The organism is Streptomyces sp. MGP-P1, from assembly GCF_057766565.1.
This window is the reverse complement of the sequence record NZ_JBYMEM010000007.1, coordinates 305681-322921: the sequence shown is the minus strand read 5'-3', so window position 1 is coordinate 322921 and position 17241 is coordinate 305681. Positions and strand designations below refer to the sequence as shown.

The following is a 17241-nucleotide window of genomic DNA, read 5'->3' as shown; positions in this document are numbered from 1 at the left end:
CTCCACCCAGGGTGAGCGAAGGGTGAAGACTGCTTCACTTGGGCGTCGCCACCGCCGCCTGCGGCCTGATCGGCAGGCGGTTCACCGGCCGGCCCGTCGCCGAGCGGACTGCCGATGCGACCGCCGCGGGGGCCGTGACGACCGGGACGGCCGAGGCCGGCTTCGCGCCGAAGGGGGCCACCACGTCGCGCTCCTCGACCAGTTTCACGATGCGGATGTCCGGGGCGTCCAGCGAGGTCGGGAGCGCGTAGCCGGTCAGGTCGGGGTGGCGGATGAGGCCGCGGGCGGTGCGGAGGTTCTCCGTGAGGGCCGCGCCGATGCCCTGGGTGATGCCCGCCTCGATGCGGATCGCCAGCTGGGCGGGGTTCAGGACGCGGCCGACGTCCTGGGCGACCGCCATCTCGACCACGCGGACCGAGCCGAGTTCGATGTCGACGTCGACCACCGCCCGTACCGCGCAGAACGCCAGGCCCACGAACGCGTCGCCCTGGCCGGACTCGTCCAGCGGTTCCGTGGGGTGGGGGCGGCACTGGGCGGTGGCCCAGAGCTCCTTGCCGTCCAGCTCCTCGGTGACCGTCGTGGACAGCACCCCGTCGTACGAGGTGATCTTGCCGTCGGCGATCTGGAGCAGCTCCGTGGACATGCCGAACTTGTGGGCCAGCGGCTGGAGGAGCTGGGTGCGGACCATCTTCGCCGCGCGCTCCACCGCCCCGCCCGACACCCAGGTGTGGCGACCGTGCGTCGCCGGGCCCGCCGGGGGCTGGTCGGTGTCGACGGCGGCCACGTGGACCTCCTCGATGCCCAGGGTCTCCTGGACGATCTGGCGGGCCAGCGTGGTGAAGCCCTGGCCCGTCTCCACGGCCGCGCAGATCACCGTGGCCACGCCGTCGTGGACCCGGACCGTGGCCGTCGAGACCTCGTCCTTGCCCTCGGCCCCCAGCATGTGGACCATGCCCAGGCCGTAGCCCACGCCCCGGCGCACCGCCCCGGGCTCCCCCGCGCCCTCGGGACCGCCAGGCAGCAGCCAGTCGTCCTCCGGGGCGTCCTTGGGGAGGGAGGGGAGGGGGAAGTCGCGTACGGCCTGGAGCAGTTCGGCCACCGGGGCCGGGCAGGTCACCGTCTGGCCCGTGGGCAGGATGTCACCCGTGGAGAGCGTGTTGCGCAGGCGCAGTTCGGCCGGGTCGATGCCCAGCTTGGCGGCCAGCTTGTCCATCTGGCCCTCGTACGCCGCGCAGACCTGCATCGCGCCCTCGCCGCGCACATGGCCCGACGGCGGGTTGTTCGTCCGGACCGCCCAGCCCTCGATGAAGGCGTGCGGGACGACGTACGGGCCGCAGGCGAAGGCCACGGCGGCCGCCAGGGATTCGGAGGAGGCGTCGGCGTACGCGCCCGCGTCCAGGAGGATCTGGGCCTCCACCTTGACCAGGCGGCCCTCCGCGTCCGCGTGGTGGCGGTAGCGCAGGAGCGTGGGGTGGCGGTGGGTGTGGCCGAGGAAGGACTCCTCGCGGCTCGCGGCGAGCTTCACCGGGCAGCCGGTGCGCAGCGCGAGGAGCCCGAGGGGGATCTGGAAGCCCGGGTCCTCGCGGTCGCCGGTCGCGCCCGGCACCCCGGTCACGACGACCTTGACCCGGTCCGGTTCCAGGCCGAAGCAAGCGGCGATCAGGTCGCGGTCGGTGTGCGGGTCGGTGGAGGCGGTGTAGATCTCCACGCCGCCGTCCGGGCGGGGCACGGCGAGGGCGGCCTCCGCACCGATCGGGGCCGGGTCCTGGCGGCCGATGCGGTAGAGGCCCTCGACGACGACCTCGCCCGTCGCCTCCGCGTCGCCGTAGCGCAGCGGGATGTGGCGGATCAGGTTGCCGTCCGGGTGCAGGGGTTCCGCCGCGAACGCCTTCTCCGGGTCCGTGACCGGCTCCAGCACCTCGTACCGTACGGCGATGGCGGCGGCGGCCAGCCGTGCGGTGTCCGGGTGGTCGGCGGCGACGGCGGCGATCGGCTCGCCGTGGTGGCGGACCAGGTCGGACGCGAACACCGGGCGGTCCACGACGTGGCGGCCGTAGTTGCTGTCCCCCGGCACGTCCTCGTGCGTGACGACCGCGCGCACCCCGGGCATCTCCTCGGCGCCCGAGGTGTCGATGGACAGGATCCGCGCGTGCGGGTGCGGGGAGCGCAGCACGGCCGCCCACAGCAGGCCCTCGGCCCAGAGGTCCGCCGCGTACGGGAAGGTGCCCTCGGTCTTCGCGCGGGCGTCGGCGGCGGGGAGCGACGCCCCCAGGCCCATCTGCGGGAGCTCCTGGTCCGGTCCGCCGCCGGGTCCGCCGCTCAGCGCGTCGATCCTGGGCAGGCTGGTGCTGGTCGCGTTGGCCGCGTCGCTGCTCACGCCGCCTCCTTGTCGATCACCTGGTGCTGGTGTTGCGTGTGCCGCTGCTGTGCGGCGGGGCCGTGGGCGTGCCTCACAGCGCCTCTCCCTCGTGCGGGTGGGGTCCCCGCTGCACGCCGCCGGCGCCCGGCTCGGCCTGGTGCGGGATGCGGGCCTCGTCCTGGGCCGCCGTGGCCGCCTCGGCGCTCGCCTCGCGGGCCGCGACGACGTCCGCGACGGCGTCGAGCACGCCCCGGTAGCCGGAACAGCGGCAGAGGTTGCCGCAGAGTGCCTGGCGAGTCTCCAGCTCGCTGGGGGCGTGGTTGCCCTCCAGGAGGTCGTGGACGGTCATCGCCATGCCGGGGATGCAGAAGCCGCACTGGACGGCTCCGCAGGCGGACAGGGCGCGCTGGACGTCGGACGGTTCGCCGTCCACGGCGAGGCCCTCGACCGTACGCACCTCGCTGCCCGCCGCCGTGGCCGCGGGGACCAGGCAGGAGGCGACCAGCCGCCCGTCGACCTGGACGTTGCAGGCGCCGCACTCGCCCTGCGAGCAGCCGTCCTTGGCCCCGGCCAGACCGAGGCGCTCACGGAGCACGTAGAGCAGGGACTCGCCGATCCAGGCGTCGCTGACCGGGCGGTCCACGCCGTTCACGTGGAGCAGGTAGGACGCGGACGGGTGCTCGCTCGGTGCGTCGAGGAGGGCGGGGGCGGGGGCGGGGATGACGTCGGCTTCCGGGGCCGCGTCCGGAATCACGTCCGGGGCCGCGTCCGGAATCACGTCCGGGGCCGCGTCCGGAATCACGTCCGGGGCCGCGTCCGGAGTCGCGTCCTGCTCCGGTTCCGGGGCTCCGTCCGGGGCCGTGTCCGGGGCCGTGTCAGCTTCGGCCTCGGGAGCGGGTGCCACCTCGGGTGCCGCGTCGGGCTCCTCGGCGGTGGGCTCCTCGGCGGCGGGGGCCTCGACGTCGGTGGTGGTGGCGGCGGTGTCGGTGGTGGGCTCCGCCTCCGCCGCCCGGGCTGTTTGCCGCGCCGGTTCGTCCCGCGCCGGTTCGTCCGTCGCCGGTTCCGCTTCGGGGGTCTGCTCCGCCATGGGTACGGGGTCGGCCACCGGCTCCGGCTCCGGCTCCGGCACCGGGGTGGCCCAGGGGGCGGGGGCACCGCCGGGGAGCGTCGCCGGGCGGGCGCTGTCCGCGTACCACTGCGGTGCCTGCGCCGAGGCCAGGAACTCGCCCGATTCGTCCGGGAGATCCCCGTCCGCCACCGGAATCGTCCACTCGCCGGTGTGACCGGTCTGACCGAGGTGACCGGTCTGGCCGGGGTGACCGGCGTGGTCCACCTGACCGGCGTGGTCTCCGTGGTTCGCCCGGTCGGCGTGGTTCGCCCGGTCGGCATGGTTCGCCCGGTCGGCGTGGCCCGGGTGTCCGCCCTCCGGGGCCGCCGCCGTCTGCGAGGCCGCCGTCCCGCCGAACGTCTCGGTGAAGTTCCACTGGGCCGTGGCGTGCGACGTGTCCTGGTACGGGCCCTGGTAGCCGCCCTGCCCGCCCTGCTGGTTCGGGTCCGGCCAGTGGACCGCGCCGGACTCCTGGGCGGCGGACTCGTGGGCGGCGGCGGCCTCCTGGGCGCGCTGCTCGGCCTGTGCCTGCTGGGTCTGGGTCTGGAGCACCCAGCTGCCCGTCGCCGCCGGGTCCAGACCCGCGGCCGGGGTCAGCGGCAGGATCATCGGCGGGACGTACCCCTGGCCGGGAGCGGCCAGGGGGATGTTCGCCAGGTCCTCCGGCGGGAGGTGGACGAACGCGGTGGCGTCGGCGTCGAACCCGTCGCCCTGCGGCGTCGGCTCCCAGCCGCCGTAACGGGGGTCCGGGCCCTCGGGGTGGCCCTGCCGCCCGTGCTGGTCGGGGAATTCCTCATTGCTCACGACAGTGCCCTCCCCAGCGCGCGTCGGGCGAGCGCGGCGACGGTGCGCCGCAGGTGCAGTACGGCCGGGGACAGCGGCGGGGCCTCTGTTCCGTCGGCGGGTGGTGCGTGGTCGGGGATGCAGGCCGCGGCGACGTACTCGCCGAAGGCGGCCAGCGCGTCGGGGGCCAGGCCCCGCTCGCCGTCCCAGTCGATCAGCGAGGCGATCCAGCGCTCCGCCTCCAGCGGGCGCAGCGGCATCGGGGCGATGGCGCCGACCGCGCAGCGCACGCCCCGGCGGGCCGGGTCCAGGACGATGGCGACCGAGGCGGTGGCGCGGCCCGGGCCGGTGCGGCCGGTGGCCTTCAGGAACACCTGAGGGGCATGCAGCAGCGGTACGCGGACGAAGCCGATCAGCTCCGCGGGCTCCAGCAGTTCACGGCCGGCCAGCAGGTGGGAGACGGGGATCTCGCGGCGGGCGCCGTCGGGGCCCGCGATGACCAGCTCGGCCTCCAGCGCGGCCAGCACCGGCAGGGCGTCGCCGGTGGGCGCGGAGGTGACGATGTTGCCGCCGAGCGTGCCCGCGTTGCGGATCTGCGGCGGCCCCGCGGCGCGGGCGGAGGCTGCGAGGGCGGGGATCAGGGCGGCGAAGTCGGGGCGCCCCATGCGGGCGTGGGTGAGGCCGGCGCCCAGGAGCGCGTGGCCGTCCTGGTAGTGCCAGCCGCGCAGCTCGCTGATCCGGCCGAGGCCGACCAGTCCCGAGGGGCGCAGGAGCCCCTTGTTGACGGCTGCCATCAGGTCCGTGCCCCCGGCAACCGGAACGGCTGCGGGCATGGCGCCGAGTGCCGCCACGGCCTCGTCCAACGAGGCCGGCAGCGTCACCGACTGCATCGCCTGCGGTGCGTGCGTGGTCAACCCAGCTGCCCCTTCCCGGTCTCCCGGCTGTCCCGCCTGTTCCGCCGTACGGTACGTGTTCACAGCCCGGACGTGGCAACTCTGGCACATCTTCCGATCGGACCGTCGCGAGGGTCCGCGAAGGGTGGATCCGTCCCTGACCTGCGAGATGGCCGGGTTTCGTCCTTCTTCGGCGGGGAAGGTGAATTGCCACTCTTCAGCGAGGCTTGTGCGACTTATTGCGGTTCGCGGCCTCGTGTCGGCGCATGGGACGGGGGTCTCGGGCGCGTGCCGTTGCGGGCTGTTGGGCCCGGACGCGCGCCGGCCGCGGCGGTCCCGGAGGACGGCCGCGGCCGGACGGTGCGGTGCGGGGGTCACACCACGGGGGGAGCTCCCTCGCGCGGGAAGCCGAGGACGCCGGGGCGCTGCTGGCGGGGGTGCGGGCCGCCCGGCGGGCGGTAGTCCACGCCGAGGGCGTCGAGCCGGGCGTAATGGGCCGTCATCCGGGCGTCGAAGGCGGCGAAGTCCCGGTCGGCCGGGGCGGGCAGGGCGGACCAGGCGACCTCGGCGAAGGCGGCGAGGCGCGGGAAGACCTGGTAGTCGACGCGGGCCCGGTTCTGCATGACCTCGGACCAGACGTTGGCCTGGGTGCCCAGGATGTGACGGGCCGCCTCCTCGCTCAGGCCCGGGGGACGGGCTCGAAGCGGTAGACGTCCTCCAGGGTGCGGACGTAGCCGATGGGCATCGGCTCGTCGGGGCCGCCGTCCTGACGGTGGTCCAGATACACCTGCTGCTCGGGGCACATGACGACGTCGTGCCCGGCCTCGGCCGCCGCGATGCCTCCGGCGTAGCCGCGCCAGGAGGAGACCGCGGCCCCTTCGGCGAGGCCCCCTTCGAGGATCTCGTCCCAGCCGATGAGGCGGCGGCCCCGCTCGGTGAGCCAGGCGTCGAAGTGCCGGATGAACCAGGACTGGAGCCCGTCCTCGTCCTTCACGCCGAGTTCGGCGATCCGGGCCTGGGCGAGCGGGGACTCCTTCCACTGCTCCTTGGGGCACTCGTCGCCGCCCATGTGGACGAACGGGGAGGTCTCGGCGGGGAAGAGTTCGAGCACCTCCTCCAGGACGCCCTCGAAGAAGCGCAGGGTGTCGTCGGTGGGGGCGAGTACGTTCGGACTGACGCCCCAGTTGTCCCAGACGGAGAGGGCGGTGGTGTCGATGACATCGGTGTTGCCCAGCTCGGGGTAGGCGGTGATGGTCGCCTGCGAGTGGCCCGGGATGTCGATCTCGGGGACGACCCGGATGTGCCGCTCGGCGGCGTAGGCGACGATCTCGCGGATGTCGTCCTGGGTGTAGAAGCCGCCGTAGGGGGTCTCGTCCCACAGGTCGGAGGCCCGGTGGCCGTATTTGGTGCGCGAGCGCCAGGAGCCGACCTCGGTCAGCCGGGGGTAGCGCTTGATCTCGATGCGCCAGCCCTGGTCGTCGGTGAGGTGGAAGTGGAAGACGTTCAGCTTGTGGGCGGCCAGCAGGTCCAGGTAGCGCAGGACGTCGTCCTTGGGCAGGAAGTGCCGCGAGACGTCGAGCATCATGCCGCGCCAGCCGAAGCGGGGTTCGTCCTCGACGACGACCGCCGGAACCTCCCAGGCGCGGCTCGCGGCGAGGGGCGCGCGCCGGAAGGCGTCCGGGCCGAGGAGCTGGCGGAGGGTCCCCGCCCCCCGGAAGACGCCCGCGGCGCTGCCGCCCGTGAGGCGTACGGCGTCGGTTCCGACGGCGAGGCGGTAGGCCTCCGGGGCCATTTCCCCGTCGAGGGCGAGCACGATGCCGCGGTCGCCCGTGCCCTCGGCCAGGGAGAGTCCGGTGGCCGCGCCGAGTGTGGTGCGCAGCCAGCGGGCGACGCCCTCCGTGCCCGGGGCGGCGCTCAGCGGGGTCCCCTGGGCCAGCGGGTACGGCCCGGAGGGGGCCGGGGTCACGGTGCGCGGGGCCGGGATCAGTCCCAGAGCCGCGGTGTCCACGGCGCCCGTGGAGAGGGAGTCCTCGGGTGTCATGCCATCAGTCCTTTACCGCTCCACCCAGTCCGGAGACGAGGCGTCGCTGTACGAGTACGAAGAAGACCAGTACGGGGATGGTCATCACCGTCGAGGCTGCCATGATCCCTCCCCAGTCGTTCTCGTCCGGTTTGAAGAAGACCAGCAGCGCCATGGGCAGCGTCGACTGGGAGGTGTCGCTGATGATGAACGACTTCGCGAACAGGAAGTCGTTCCAGGTGGTGATGAAGGAGAAGACGCTGGTCGCCACGAGGCCCGGGAAGACCAGCGGGAAGAGGATCTGCCACAGGAAGCGGGTGCGGCTGGCCCCGTCGATGTAGGCGGCCTCCTCCAGGGCTTCGGGGACGGCCTTGACGAAGCCGCGCAGCATCCAGATGGCGAACGGCAGCGAGAACGCCAGGTGCGGCAGGATCAGCGAGCCGAGCGTGTTCAGCTGCCCGAAGTCCCGCATCAGGAAGAACAGCGGGATCGTCAGCGCCTCCACCGGCACCATCTGCGCGACCAGGAACATGATCAGCAGCGTGGTGCGGAACTTGAAGCGGAAGCGGGTCACCGCGGTGGCGGCGAGGAAGGCGATCAGCGCGGAGAGGATGACCACCGTGCCCGCCACCAGCAGGCTGTTGAGGAAGTAGCGGCCGAAGTCCTGCTGTTCGAAGACCCGGCGGAACGAGTCGAGCGAGGGGGACAGCGTCCAGGGGCGGGCTTCGGTGGACTGGATCTCCCCGGCCGGTTTGAAGGCGGAGAGCACCATCCAGTAGAGGGGGAAGGCGACCGCCACGGCGATCAGCAGGGCAGCGGCCTCCGCGGCCAGCCTGCCGGGCCGCTTGACGCGCAGCAGCTTGGCGATGCCGCCGCGGCGCGTTCCGCCGCTCGCGGGACCGCGTACGGGACTGCCGGTCGTCGTGCTCACAGTTCCTCCCCCTGGCGCCTCACGAGGCGCAGATAGACCAGCGTGACGGCCAGCAGGATCACCAGCATCACGACGCCGATCGCGGATCCGAGGCTGTACTGCGAGGACGCGAACGCCTTCTGGTACGCGTACACGTTGAGCACCAGGTTCTGGCCGGCGATGCCGCCGCCGATGGTCATGACGTAGATCTGGGTGAAGACCTTGAAGTCCCAGATGATCGACTGGATGGTGACGACGATCAGGATGGGCTTGAGCATCGGGGCCATGATGGTGCGCCAGATCCGCCACTGGGACGCGCCGTCCAGCGAGGCGGCCTCCAGCACTTCGGTCGGGATGGCCCGGATGCCCGCGTACACGGTGACCATCACGAACGGGAACGAGCACCACAGGACCGCGAAGAGCACCACGGCGAAGGCGCTGTAGCGCCCGTACATCCAGGAGAAGTCGCCGAGTCCCAGCATCTTGTTGACCGGGCCGAAGTCGGGGTCGAAGAGGAAGACCCAGACGGTGGAGCCGGTGATCGCGGGGGTGGCCCAGGCGCCGAGCGCGGCCATCATCAGCGCGAGCCGGGGCACGGCGCGGACGCGGGTGAGCAGGACGGCCAGCGCGCAGCCGACGATCAGGGTCGACACCACGCAGGCCGCGGCGAAGACCACGGTGGCGAGGAGGACCTGCCAGAACTGGCTGTCGTTGAAGAGGGTGGCGTAGTTGCCGAAGCCCTGGAAGGTGGTGGGTTCGCCGCCGCTGACCTGGGCCTGGGTGTACTCCAGGAACGAGATCAGGCCGAGTTGGTAGATCGGGTAGACCAGCAGCCCGGCGAGCAGGACGAGCGCCGGCAGGAGGTAGAGCCACGGGGTCCAGCCGGCGCGGTTCGCGGGCGAGACGGACCGGCCGCGCCGGGGCGGCCGGCCGGCGGGGGCGCCGCCGCCCTTCCCGGCCGCGGGCGGCACCTTGAGCGAGGTGGTGTGCGTGGTCATCGTCAGCCCGCGTCGGTGAAGGCCGTGTCCATCTTCTTCGCCGCGTCGTCCGAGGCCGCGGCCACGTCCTTACGGCCGGAGACGATCTCCTGGAACATCGTCGGCAGGACCAGCGAGGCGTCGATCTGGCCCCAGGCGGGCGAGGCGGGGACGAACTTGGCACCCGCGCCCAGGGTCTGGACGAACGGGGCGACGAAGGGCTCCTTCTTCGCGGCGTTCTCCAGGACGTCGGTGTAGGTGGGCAGGAACCCCATCGCGTCGAACATCTCGGCCTGGGCCTTCTTGCCGCTGAGCGACTTCATCAGGTCGACGGCCAGGGTGCGGTGCGAACTGCTCTTGAGGATGCCGAGGTTGTTGCCGCCCGCGAAGGCGGGGGCGATGGAGTTCTTGGCGACTCCGGGCAGCGGGACGACGGCGTACTTGCCCTTGACCGCGCCCGCCTCGACGGCCGCGTGGCTGAAGTCGCCGCCGATGGCCATGGCGGCCTTGCCGGAGGCGAAGGCGGTCACGGTGGCGTTGCCGCCCATGGAGGCGCACTTGGCGGCCGGGCAGTTGTCGTCGCCGAAGAGGGAGGTGTAGGCCTCGATGCCCTTGCGGGACTTCTCGCTGTTGATGCCCGACTTGTACGTCCCGCCGGTCTCGCCCGCGAGCTCGCCGCCGTTGGCCCAGATGAAGGGCATCGCGCCGTAGGTGTACGCGCCGCCGACGGCGAGGCCGTAGAGGTCGGGCTTGGCCTTGCGGATCTTCTTGGCGGTGGAGATCAGCTCGGCCTGCGACTTGGGGGCCTCGATGCCGAGGTCCTCGAAGACGTCGGTGCGGTAGTAGAGGGCCCGGACGCCGACGAAGAAGGGAGCGCCGTAGATCTTGTCGCCGACGGTGACCGACTGCTTGGCGATGGGGTCGGTGTCCTTGGCCTCGTCCCAGGCGCCGAACTCCTCGGTGATGTCCGCGAGGCCGCCGTCCTTGACGTATCCGGCGGTGTCGGAGTTGCCGTACTCGATGAGGTCCGGGGCGCTCTTGGGGTCGTTGAACGCGGCCTTGATCCGCTGTGCGCGGGTGTCGACCGGTATGTACTCGACCTCGACCTCGGCACCCTTGTGGGCCTTCTCGAACGCGGCGACGGCCGTGTCGACGACCTTCTCCTTGGGCTTGTTGCCGACCTCCTGGAAGAGCCAGACACGGAGCGTGCCGCTCTTGTCGTCACCCTTCGCACTGGTGTCGGAGGTCTGCGGCGCGCAGGCGGTGGCGGTGAGGCCGGCCAGCACAAGCGCCGCAGCCGGGGCGGCAATTCGGGCAGAAAGCTTCATCCGGAACCCCTACCGGTCATGCGTTGCATCATGTGCAACGTGCGTTTCGTTCTGCACAACTGGCAGGAGAGTAGATCCGCGTTCCGGCGACGACAAGTGGTCTCGACCACTCTGTGACCAGCGGATGCATCCCGTGCAACGCGAGCGCCCGGTCACCGAGGGTGACCGGGCAAGCGGAAGGCCCCCGGGGCGTGCGGTGTCGCACGCCCCGGGGGCCTTCCGGCAGGTGAGGTCCGGACCTACTTCTTGTCCTTGCCGCCGCCCTTGCCCTTGTCCTTGTCGCCGCCGGCGCCCATGGACTCGTAGATCTCCTTGCACATGGGACAGACCGGGTACTTCTTGGGGTCGCGCCCCGGCACCCAGACCTTCCCGCACAGCGCGACCACGGGAGTGCCCTCCAGGGCACTCGCCATGATCTTGTCCTTCTGGACGTAGTGGGCGTAGCGCTCGTGGTCGCCGTCACCCCTCGACACCTGCGGCGTCGGCTCGACGAGGGTCCCCGTACCTGCCCCGCGATCGGGCTCAAGAGTGCTCATAACCGCCAAGGGTACTGAAAGAGGGGGCCTCCGGTTGAGGGAAGGGTCACCCCGGGTCGAGCGGAGGTTCGTCCCTCAGGTGAACGACGGGACGGCTCCTGGGCCGAGCGACGGTTCGTCGCTCAGTTGAGCGAAGGGTCGTCCGGATACGTGGCGATCATCGCGAGCTCGCTGCGCTGACGGCGGAGCACCGCGCGCCAGAGCCGTTCGGGGCGCGGGGAGGAGACGTCGCCGGGCTCCGACTCGACCACGTACCACGCGCCCTCGTGCAGCTCGCCCTCCAGTTGACCGGGCCCCCAGCCCGCGTACCCGGCGAAGATCCGCAGCGAACCGAGGGCGGGGCCGAGCAGCTCCGGCGGGGTCTCCAGATCGACCAGACCGATGGCCCCGTGCACCCGCCGCCAGCCGAGCGGGCCCTCGTCGCCGGGGATCACCGCCACGCCGAGCGCGGAGTCGAGCGAGACCGGGCCGCCCTGGAAGACGACGTCCGGCTCGCCGGTCAGGCTCGCCCAGGACGCGAGGATGTCGCCGACGCCGACCGGGGTCGGGCGGTTGAGGACCACGCCGAGGGAGCCCTCCTCGTCGTGGTCGAGGAGCAGCACCACCGCCCGGTCGAAATTCGGGTCCGTGAGGGCGGGTGCGGCCACGAGCAGCCGCCCTGTGAGCGAGGACACCTCCGTCATGGCAGGAATGATCCCGCATCTTCACCCTCCACGGGGGGTGAGTGACCGTGATGCCGCCCTCAGGAGAGCGAGCGCAGCTCAGGGCGCACGGAGGCACGGGGAGCGCACCGTCGGGCGGAGGCGCGGTGGGCCATCCGGACGGTAACGCTCCGCAAGATCGGATGCGCGGAGGGTGTTGTGGCGGATTCATGACGTTCGTACACCCCCCTTCGTCTTACGGAAGGGGGGTAGGAGGCCATTACCCTTTTCGTTGGCCCCCTGCCCGACCACTCCGGAACGCGAGATACATGACCGGCACAGACGATGTCCTGCTTGTCCACGGCGGAACCCCGCTGGAGGGCGAGATCCGCGTCCGAGGCGCCAAGAACCTGGTGCCGAAGGCCATGGTCGCCGCGCTGCTCGGCAGCGGGCCCAGCCGCCTCCGCAACGTTCCCGACATCCGTGACGTACGGGTGGTCCGGGGGCTCCTCCAGCTCCACGGCGTCACCGTCCGCCCCGGCGACGAGCCGGGCGAACTGATCCTCGACCCCTCGCACGTCGAGTCGGCGAACGTCGCCGACATCGATGCCCACGCGGGGTCGTCGCGCATCCCGATCCTGTTCTGCGGCCCGCTGCTGCACCGCCTCGGCCACGCCTTCATCCCGGGCCTGGGCGGCTGCGACATCGGCGGTCGGCCGATCGACTTCCACTTCGAGGTGCTGCGCCAGTTCGGCGCGACCATCGAGAAGCGGGCGGACGGCCAGTACCTGGAGGCCCCGCAACGGCTGCGCGGCACCAAGATCCGGCTGCCGTACCCCTCGGTGGGCTCCACCGAGCAGGTGCTGCTCACCGCCGTCCTCGCCGAGGGCGTCACCGAGCTGTCCAACGCGGCCGTCGAGCCGGAGATCGAGGACCTCATCTGCGTACTGCAGAAGATGGGCGCGATCATCTCCGTGGACACCGACCGGACCATCCGGATCACCGGTGTCGACAAGCTCGACGGTTACACCCACCGGGCGATCCCGGACCGCCTGGAGGCGGCTTCCTGGGCGTCGGCGGCGCTGGCGACCGAGGGCAACATCTATGTGCGCGGCGCCCAGCAGCGCTCGATGATGACCTTCCTGAACACCTTCCGCCGGGTCGGCGGGGCCTTCGAGATCGACGACGAGGGCATCCGCTTCTGGCACCCGGGCGGCGCGCTGAACGCCATCGCGCTGGAGACGGACGTGCACCCCGGCTTCCAGACGGACTGGCAGCAGCCCCTGGTGGTCGCGCTGACACAGGCCGCGGGCCTGTCGATCGTCCACGAGACGGTGTACGAGTCGCGGCTCGGCTTCACCTCCGCGCTCAACCAGATGGGCGCGCACATCCAGCTGTACCGCGAATGCCTCGGCGGCTCGGACTGCCGTTTCGGCCAGCGCAACTTCCTGCACTCGGCGGTCGTCTCCGGACCGACCAAGCTCCAGGGCGCCGACCTGGTCATCCCGGACCTCCGGGGCGGCTTCTCGTACCTGATCGCGGCACTGGCGGCGCAGGGCACCTCCCGGGTGCACGGCATCGACCTGATCAACCGCGGTTACGAGAACTTCATGGACAAGCTGGAGAAGCTCGGCGCGAAGGTCGAACTGCCGGGCGGTTCGCTCGTCTGATCCCCCCGCGCGCCCTTGAAGGCCCCACAGTGCTGCCGCACACAGCACTGCGCACCGCGCGGTTCCCGCGTGAGCGGCCCGCCGCCCCGGTTCCGGACTCGGAGCCGGGGCGGCGGGCTGTCGGGCGTCAGAGGGGCCCCTGAAGGCCGCGTGAGCGGGCATGGCGGGCATAGCGCCCCGGGGTGGTGCCCGCGATCCGCTTGAAGTGGCGGGTGAGGTGGGACTGGTCGTGGAAGCCGACGGCGGCGGCCGCCTCGCCGGGCGGCATCCCGTCGAGCAGCAGACGGCGGGCCCGGTCGACGCGGCGGGACGTCACGTACTGGTGCGGCGCGATGGCGTACGCCGCGCTGAAGGCCCGTACGAGATGGGTGGGGTGCGCGTGCAGCAGCCGGGCGGCCCCGTCCAGGGTGACGCCCTCGCGCAGCCGCTCGTCGAGGAGCTCGCGCAGATCCTGTGCGACGCCCCGGCCGGGCGGCGGGCCCGTCGGGAGGCCCCCGGGGCGCAGGTGTCCCCGCAGCCGCTCCCCGATGAACGCCAGGCGGCTCTCGGCCTCGAAGGCGTCGCCCGGATCCGCGAGGGCGGTGTGCAGCCGGCCGACGCGGGTGCGCAGCAGCGGGTCGGCGAGGTCGGGGGCGTCCACGGCGGGTCCGACGAGGCTCGCGTCGAGGTGCGTCATGTCCAGGTAGAGCACCCGTTTGCGGAAGCCGTCGCTGGTCGCGGGGGAGCCGTTGTGCGGGACGCCGGGCGGCAGCAGGCTCACCGTGCCGTCCGGGGTGGAGCGCTCGTGGCGGTCCAGGTCGTAGCGGACGGCGCCGTCGTCGACGATCAGGAGCGTCCAGGCGTCGTGGACGTGCATGGGGTAGGCGTGCTCGGTGAAGCGGGCGTGGAAGACCTCCACGACGCCGGCGACCGCCGGGCGCCAGGCCGCGACGTCCCTCATCTCCTGCCGTGGCGCCACGGCAAGAACGTACAAGACCGCGCCCGGGTCCACCGGCCAGTCTCGAACCATGAGAAACACGCACGAGACCGAAACCCAGGGCGGGACCGAGAGCGGGACCACGGTGGCCGGGAGCGTCCCCGTCCGCTTCGACACGAAGGTCGCGGTGCTGCTCCGTGACGACCTGGAGTCCTGGCAGCGCCTGAACGTGACCGCCTTTCTGGTCAGCGGCCTGGGGACGACGGTGCCCGAGGTGATCGGCGAACCCTACGAGGACGCCGACTCCACCGCGTATCTGCCGATGCTCCGGCAGCCCGTGCTGGTCTTCGAGGGGGCGAAGGAGACGGTGACCGCCGCGCACGCCAGGGCGCTGTCCCGGTCGCTGGCGACGGCCGTGTTCACCGCGGACCTCTTCGGCACGGGGAACGACCGGGACAACCGGGCGGCCGTACGGGCGGTGGGGCGGGACGCCCTGGATCTGGTGGGCCTCGCCGTGTACGGGCCGCGCAACGCCGTGGACAAGGTCCTCAAGGGGGCGCGGATGCACCCCTGAGCCCTCCGCGTGCCCGCTACGGCCCCCGTATGCCCCGGGCACGGTGCGGGGGCTCCTGCGGGGCGCATGTGCCTCCGGCATGCGCGAGGGCGGCCACTCCTGGTCGGGAGTGGCCGCCCTCTGTTGCGCCGTTGAGGGTTACTTGCCCTTGGCGGCTTCCTTGAGCTTCGAGCCCGCGGAGACCTTCACGCTGTAGCCGGCGGGGATGTTGATCGGGTCGCCGGTCTGCGGGTTGCGAGCGGTGCGAGCGGCACGGTGGGTGCGCTCGAAGGTCAGGAAGCCGGGGATGGTGACCTTCTCGTCGCCCTTGGCGACGATCTCACCGACGGTCTCGGCGAGCGCGGCCAGCACGGCGTCGGCGTCCTTGCGAGTCACCTCGGCGCGGTCGGCCAGGGCGGCCACCAGCTCACTGCGGTTCATGTTGTTACTCCCGTGTTCTTCTTGCCTGTGAGGCGTGAGATCGAAGCCGATGCTGCCAGGGCCCTCTGACAGTCCCCGGACCCGGGTCTGATGTCAGACCCTCTCGCCCGATTACGCATCCTGCCCCCACCAGCGGCGGGAAAGCCAATCCGGAACCCTTCGGGGTCAATGAAAAGCGCCACGGTTCGCTCGTGGTGACGCTCCGTCGACTTGGCCGAGCGGACCGCAGCGGATGCCGGGCCCCGCAGGGCCCACTGCCCGCCCACCCTAAAGGGGCGTTTGGGGCGCCGCGACCCGCGACGCGCCGTACGGCGCGGGCGGGTGCGGCCCGGGGTGTCTTGCGAGTGCCCCGTGAGGGGCTCCTGAAACAGTGGGGTCAGACGGATGCGGAGGGAGCTGTTCCGGTGCCCGCGGCGGCCTTCGCGGCGGCCCGGACGGCTCCGGCGACCGCGCCCGCCACCTTGTCGTTGAAGACCGAGGGGATGATGTAGTTCGCGTTGATCTCGTCCTCGGCGACCACGTCGGCCAGCGCGCCGGCCGCGGCGAGCATCATCTCCGTGTTGACGGTGCGGGACTGAGCGTCCAGCAGGCCGCGGAAGACACCCGGGAAGACCAGCACGTTGTTGATCTGGTTGGGGAAGTCCGAACGGCCGGTGGCGACGACCGCCGCCGTCCGACGGGCGACCGCCGGGTCGACCTCGGGGTCCGGGTTCGCGAGCGCGAACACGATCGCGCCGTCCGCCATCGCGGCGACGTCGTCGCCGTTCAGCACGTTCGGGGCGGAGACGCCGATGAAGACGTCGGCACCGGCCACGGCCTCCTTGAGGGTGCCGGTGGCCCCCTCCGGGTTGGTGTTGTCGGCGATCCAGCGCAGCGGGGAGTCGGGGTCGGCCGCGACCAGGTCCTCGCGTCCGGCGTGCACCACACCGTGGATGTCGGCGACGACGGCGTGCTTGACGCCGGCGGCGATGAGCAGCTTCAGGATGGCCGTGCCGGCCGCTCCCGCGCCGGACATGACGACCCGTACGTCCCCGATGTTCTTGCCCACCACGCGCAGGGCGTTGGTGAGTGCGGCCAGCACGACGATCGCGGTGCCGTGCTGGTCGTCGTGGAAGACGGGGATGTCGAGGGCCTCGCGCAGCCGGGCCTCGATCTCGAAGCAGCGCGGCGCGGAGATGTCCTCCAGGTTGATGCCCGCGAAGCCGGGGGCGATCGCCTTGACGATGGCGACGATCTCGTCGGTGTCCTGGGTGTCCAGGCAGATCGGCCAGGCGTCGATGCCGGCGAAGCGCTTGAAGAGGGCCGCCTTGCCCTCCATGACGGGCAGCGCGGCCATCGGCCCGATGTTGCCGAGGCCGAGCACCGCGGAGCCGTCCGTCACAACTGCGACGGAGTTGCGCTTGATGGTGAGGCGGCGCGCGTCCTCGGGGTTCTCGGCGATGGCCATGCAGACCCGGGCGACGCCGGGGGTGTAGATCATCGACAGGTCGTCACGGTTGCGGATGGGGTGCTTGGACGCCATCTCGATCTTGCCGCCGAGGTGCATCAGGAACGTACGGTCGGAGACCTTGCCCAGCGTGACACCCACGATGTCGCGCAGACCTTCGACGATCTCGTCCGCGTGCGAGGTCGAGCTGGCGGCGATGGTGACGTCGATCCGCAGCATCTCGTGACCTGAGGCGGTCACGTCGAGGCCGGTGACCGAGCCCCCGGAGGACTCCACGGCCGTGGTGAGCTGGGAGACCGCGGTGCCGCTCGCGGGCACCTCCAGCCTGACCGTCATCGAGTACGAGACGCTGGGCGCCGTTGCCATGGCCGAGTCCTTCGCTTTCCTTAGCTTCATTGCCGCACATCCGGAACCCGCGTTCCGGACACGCTCCCCGATCGTCGCACCTACCGGCGGGTAGCCGGTAATGACTGCCGTCTTTCGGAAAGTAGTTTCCACCATACGAGAAACTACCCGTTCGGCGGAACCCCCAACGGCACCCCAACCGGCCGGACGGCCCGTGGAACAGGGAACGGAGCCCGGGAAACGGGCCCCGGGAAAGAGGGAAAGAGCCCGCCGGGAAGCGGGAGCGGAGCACGGGAAAACAAGAACAGACCCGC

13 protein-coding genes and 1 pseudogene are annotated in these 17241 nt (G+C 71.9%); 2 read left to right on the top strand and 12 right to left on the bottom strand.

Going from position 1 to position 17241, the window contains the following annotated elements; all coding sequences use genetic code 11:
* Positions 1 to 34: 34 nt before the first annotated feature.
* The 9 genes and pseudogenes from AC3CH1_RS23095 to AC3CH1_RS23055 all read right to left on the bottom strand — a co-directional run bounded on the left by AC3CH1_RS23095 (position 35) and on the right by AC3CH1_RS23055 (position 11597).
* The gene (locus tag AC3CH1_RS23095) at positions 35 to 2377 is read right to left on the bottom strand and encodes a xanthine dehydrogenase family protein molybdopterin-binding subunit (protein ID WP_488464673.1); all 2343 of its coding nucleotides are present in this window, start codon (positions 2375 to 2377) and stop codon (positions 35 to 37) included.
* A 73-nt stretch (positions 2378 to 2450) separates the two neighbouring features.
* On the bottom strand, positions 2451 to 4271 hold the full coding sequence (locus AC3CH1_RS23090; RefSeq protein ID WP_488464672.1) for a (2Fe-2S)-binding protein: 1821 nt from the start codon (positions 4269 to 4271) through the stop codon (positions 2451 to 2453).
* Positions 4268 to 5164 carry an FAD binding domain-containing protein gene (locus AC3CH1_RS23085; protein WP_371623727.1) on the bottom strand — a complete coding sequence of 299 codons (897 nt, stop codon included), beginning with the start codon at positions 5162 to 5164 and terminating at the stop codon, positions 4268 to 4270. Before AC3CH1_RS23085 ends, AC3CH1_RS23090 begins: the two co-directional genes overlap by 4 nt.
* A gap of 353 nt (positions 5165 to 5517) precedes the next feature.
* A pseudogene (locus tag AC3CH1_RS23080) lies at positions 5518 to 7184 on the bottom strand (beta-N-acetylhexosaminidase).
* A gap of 4 nt (positions 7185 to 7188) precedes the next feature.
* Complete coding sequence (locus AC3CH1_RS23075) at positions 7189 to 8094, bottom strand: carbohydrate ABC transporter permease (protein WP_488464671.1); 906 nt, start codon at positions 8092 to 8094, stop codon at positions 7189 to 7191.
* Positions 8091 to 9071 (bottom strand): carbohydrate ABC transporter permease, encoded by a 981-nt coding sequence (locus AC3CH1_RS23070; protein ID WP_488464670.1) that lies wholly within the window; start codon positions 9069 to 9071, stop codon positions 8091 to 8093. Before AC3CH1_RS23070 ends, AC3CH1_RS23075 begins: the two co-directional genes overlap by 4 nt.
* A gap of 2 nt (positions 9072 to 9073) precedes the next feature.
* Complete coding sequence (locus AC3CH1_RS23065; RefSeq protein ID WP_488464669.1) at positions 9074 to 10378, bottom strand: extracellular solute-binding protein; 1305 nt, start codon at positions 10376 to 10378, stop codon at positions 9074 to 9076.
* Between the two features lie 239 nt (positions 10379 to 10617).
* A complete protein-coding gene (locus tag AC3CH1_RS23060; protein ID WP_006124925.1) occupies positions 10618 to 10914 on the bottom strand; it encodes a DUF3039 domain-containing protein in 297 nt (98 codons plus the stop codon).
* A 122-nt stretch (positions 10915 to 11036) separates the two neighbouring features.
* On the bottom strand, positions 11037 to 11597 hold the full coding sequence (locus AC3CH1_RS23055) for a YqgE/AlgH family protein (protein WP_488464668.1): 561 nt from the start codon (positions 11595 to 11597) through the stop codon (positions 11037 to 11039).
* A 287-nt stretch (positions 11598 to 11884) separates the two neighbouring features.
* Between AC3CH1_RS23055 and murA the strand changes: the two genes are divergently transcribed.
* On the top strand, positions 11885 to 13225 hold the full coding sequence (gene murA / locus AC3CH1_RS23050; RefSeq protein ID WP_467528657.1) for a UDP-N-acetylglucosamine 1-carboxyvinyltransferase: 1341 nt from the start codon (positions 11885 to 11887) through the stop codon (positions 13223 to 13225).
* Between the two features lie 127 nt (positions 13226 to 13352).
* On the opposite strand, the gene AC3CH1_RS23045 is transcribed toward murA, so the two are convergent.
* Complete coding sequence (locus AC3CH1_RS23045) at positions 13353 to 14165, bottom strand: helix-turn-helix transcriptional regulator (RefSeq protein WP_488466711.1); 813 nt, start codon at positions 14163 to 14165, stop codon at positions 13353 to 13355.
* Positions 14166 to 14232: 67 nt separating this feature from the next.
* Here AC3CH1_RS23045 and AC3CH1_RS23040 point away from each other — a divergent pair, with 67 nt between their 5' ends.
* Positions 14233 to 14715, top strand: a complete 483-nt coding sequence (locus AC3CH1_RS23040; protein WP_488464667.1) for a DUF2000 family protein — start codon at positions 14233 to 14235, stop codon at positions 14713 to 14715.
* A 138-nt stretch (positions 14716 to 14853) separates the two neighbouring features.
* Here the strand turns inward: AC3CH1_RS23040 and AC3CH1_RS23035 are convergent, their stop codons facing one another.
* Together AC3CH1_RS23035 and AC3CH1_RS23030 are read right to left on the bottom strand one after the other, a co-directional pair.
* Positions 14854 to 15135 carry an HU family DNA-binding protein gene (locus AC3CH1_RS23035; RefSeq protein WP_003968811.1) on the bottom strand — a complete coding sequence of 94 codons (282 nt, stop codon included), beginning with the start codon at positions 15133 to 15135 and terminating at the stop codon, positions 14854 to 14856.
* Positions 15136 to 15511: 376 nt separating this feature from the next.
* On the bottom strand, positions 15512 to 16948 hold the full coding sequence (locus AC3CH1_RS23030) for an NAD-dependent malic enzyme (protein ID WP_488464666.1): 1437 nt from the start codon (positions 16946 to 16948) through the stop codon (positions 15512 to 15514).
* Between the last annotated feature and the right edge of the window lie 293 nt (positions 16949 to 17241).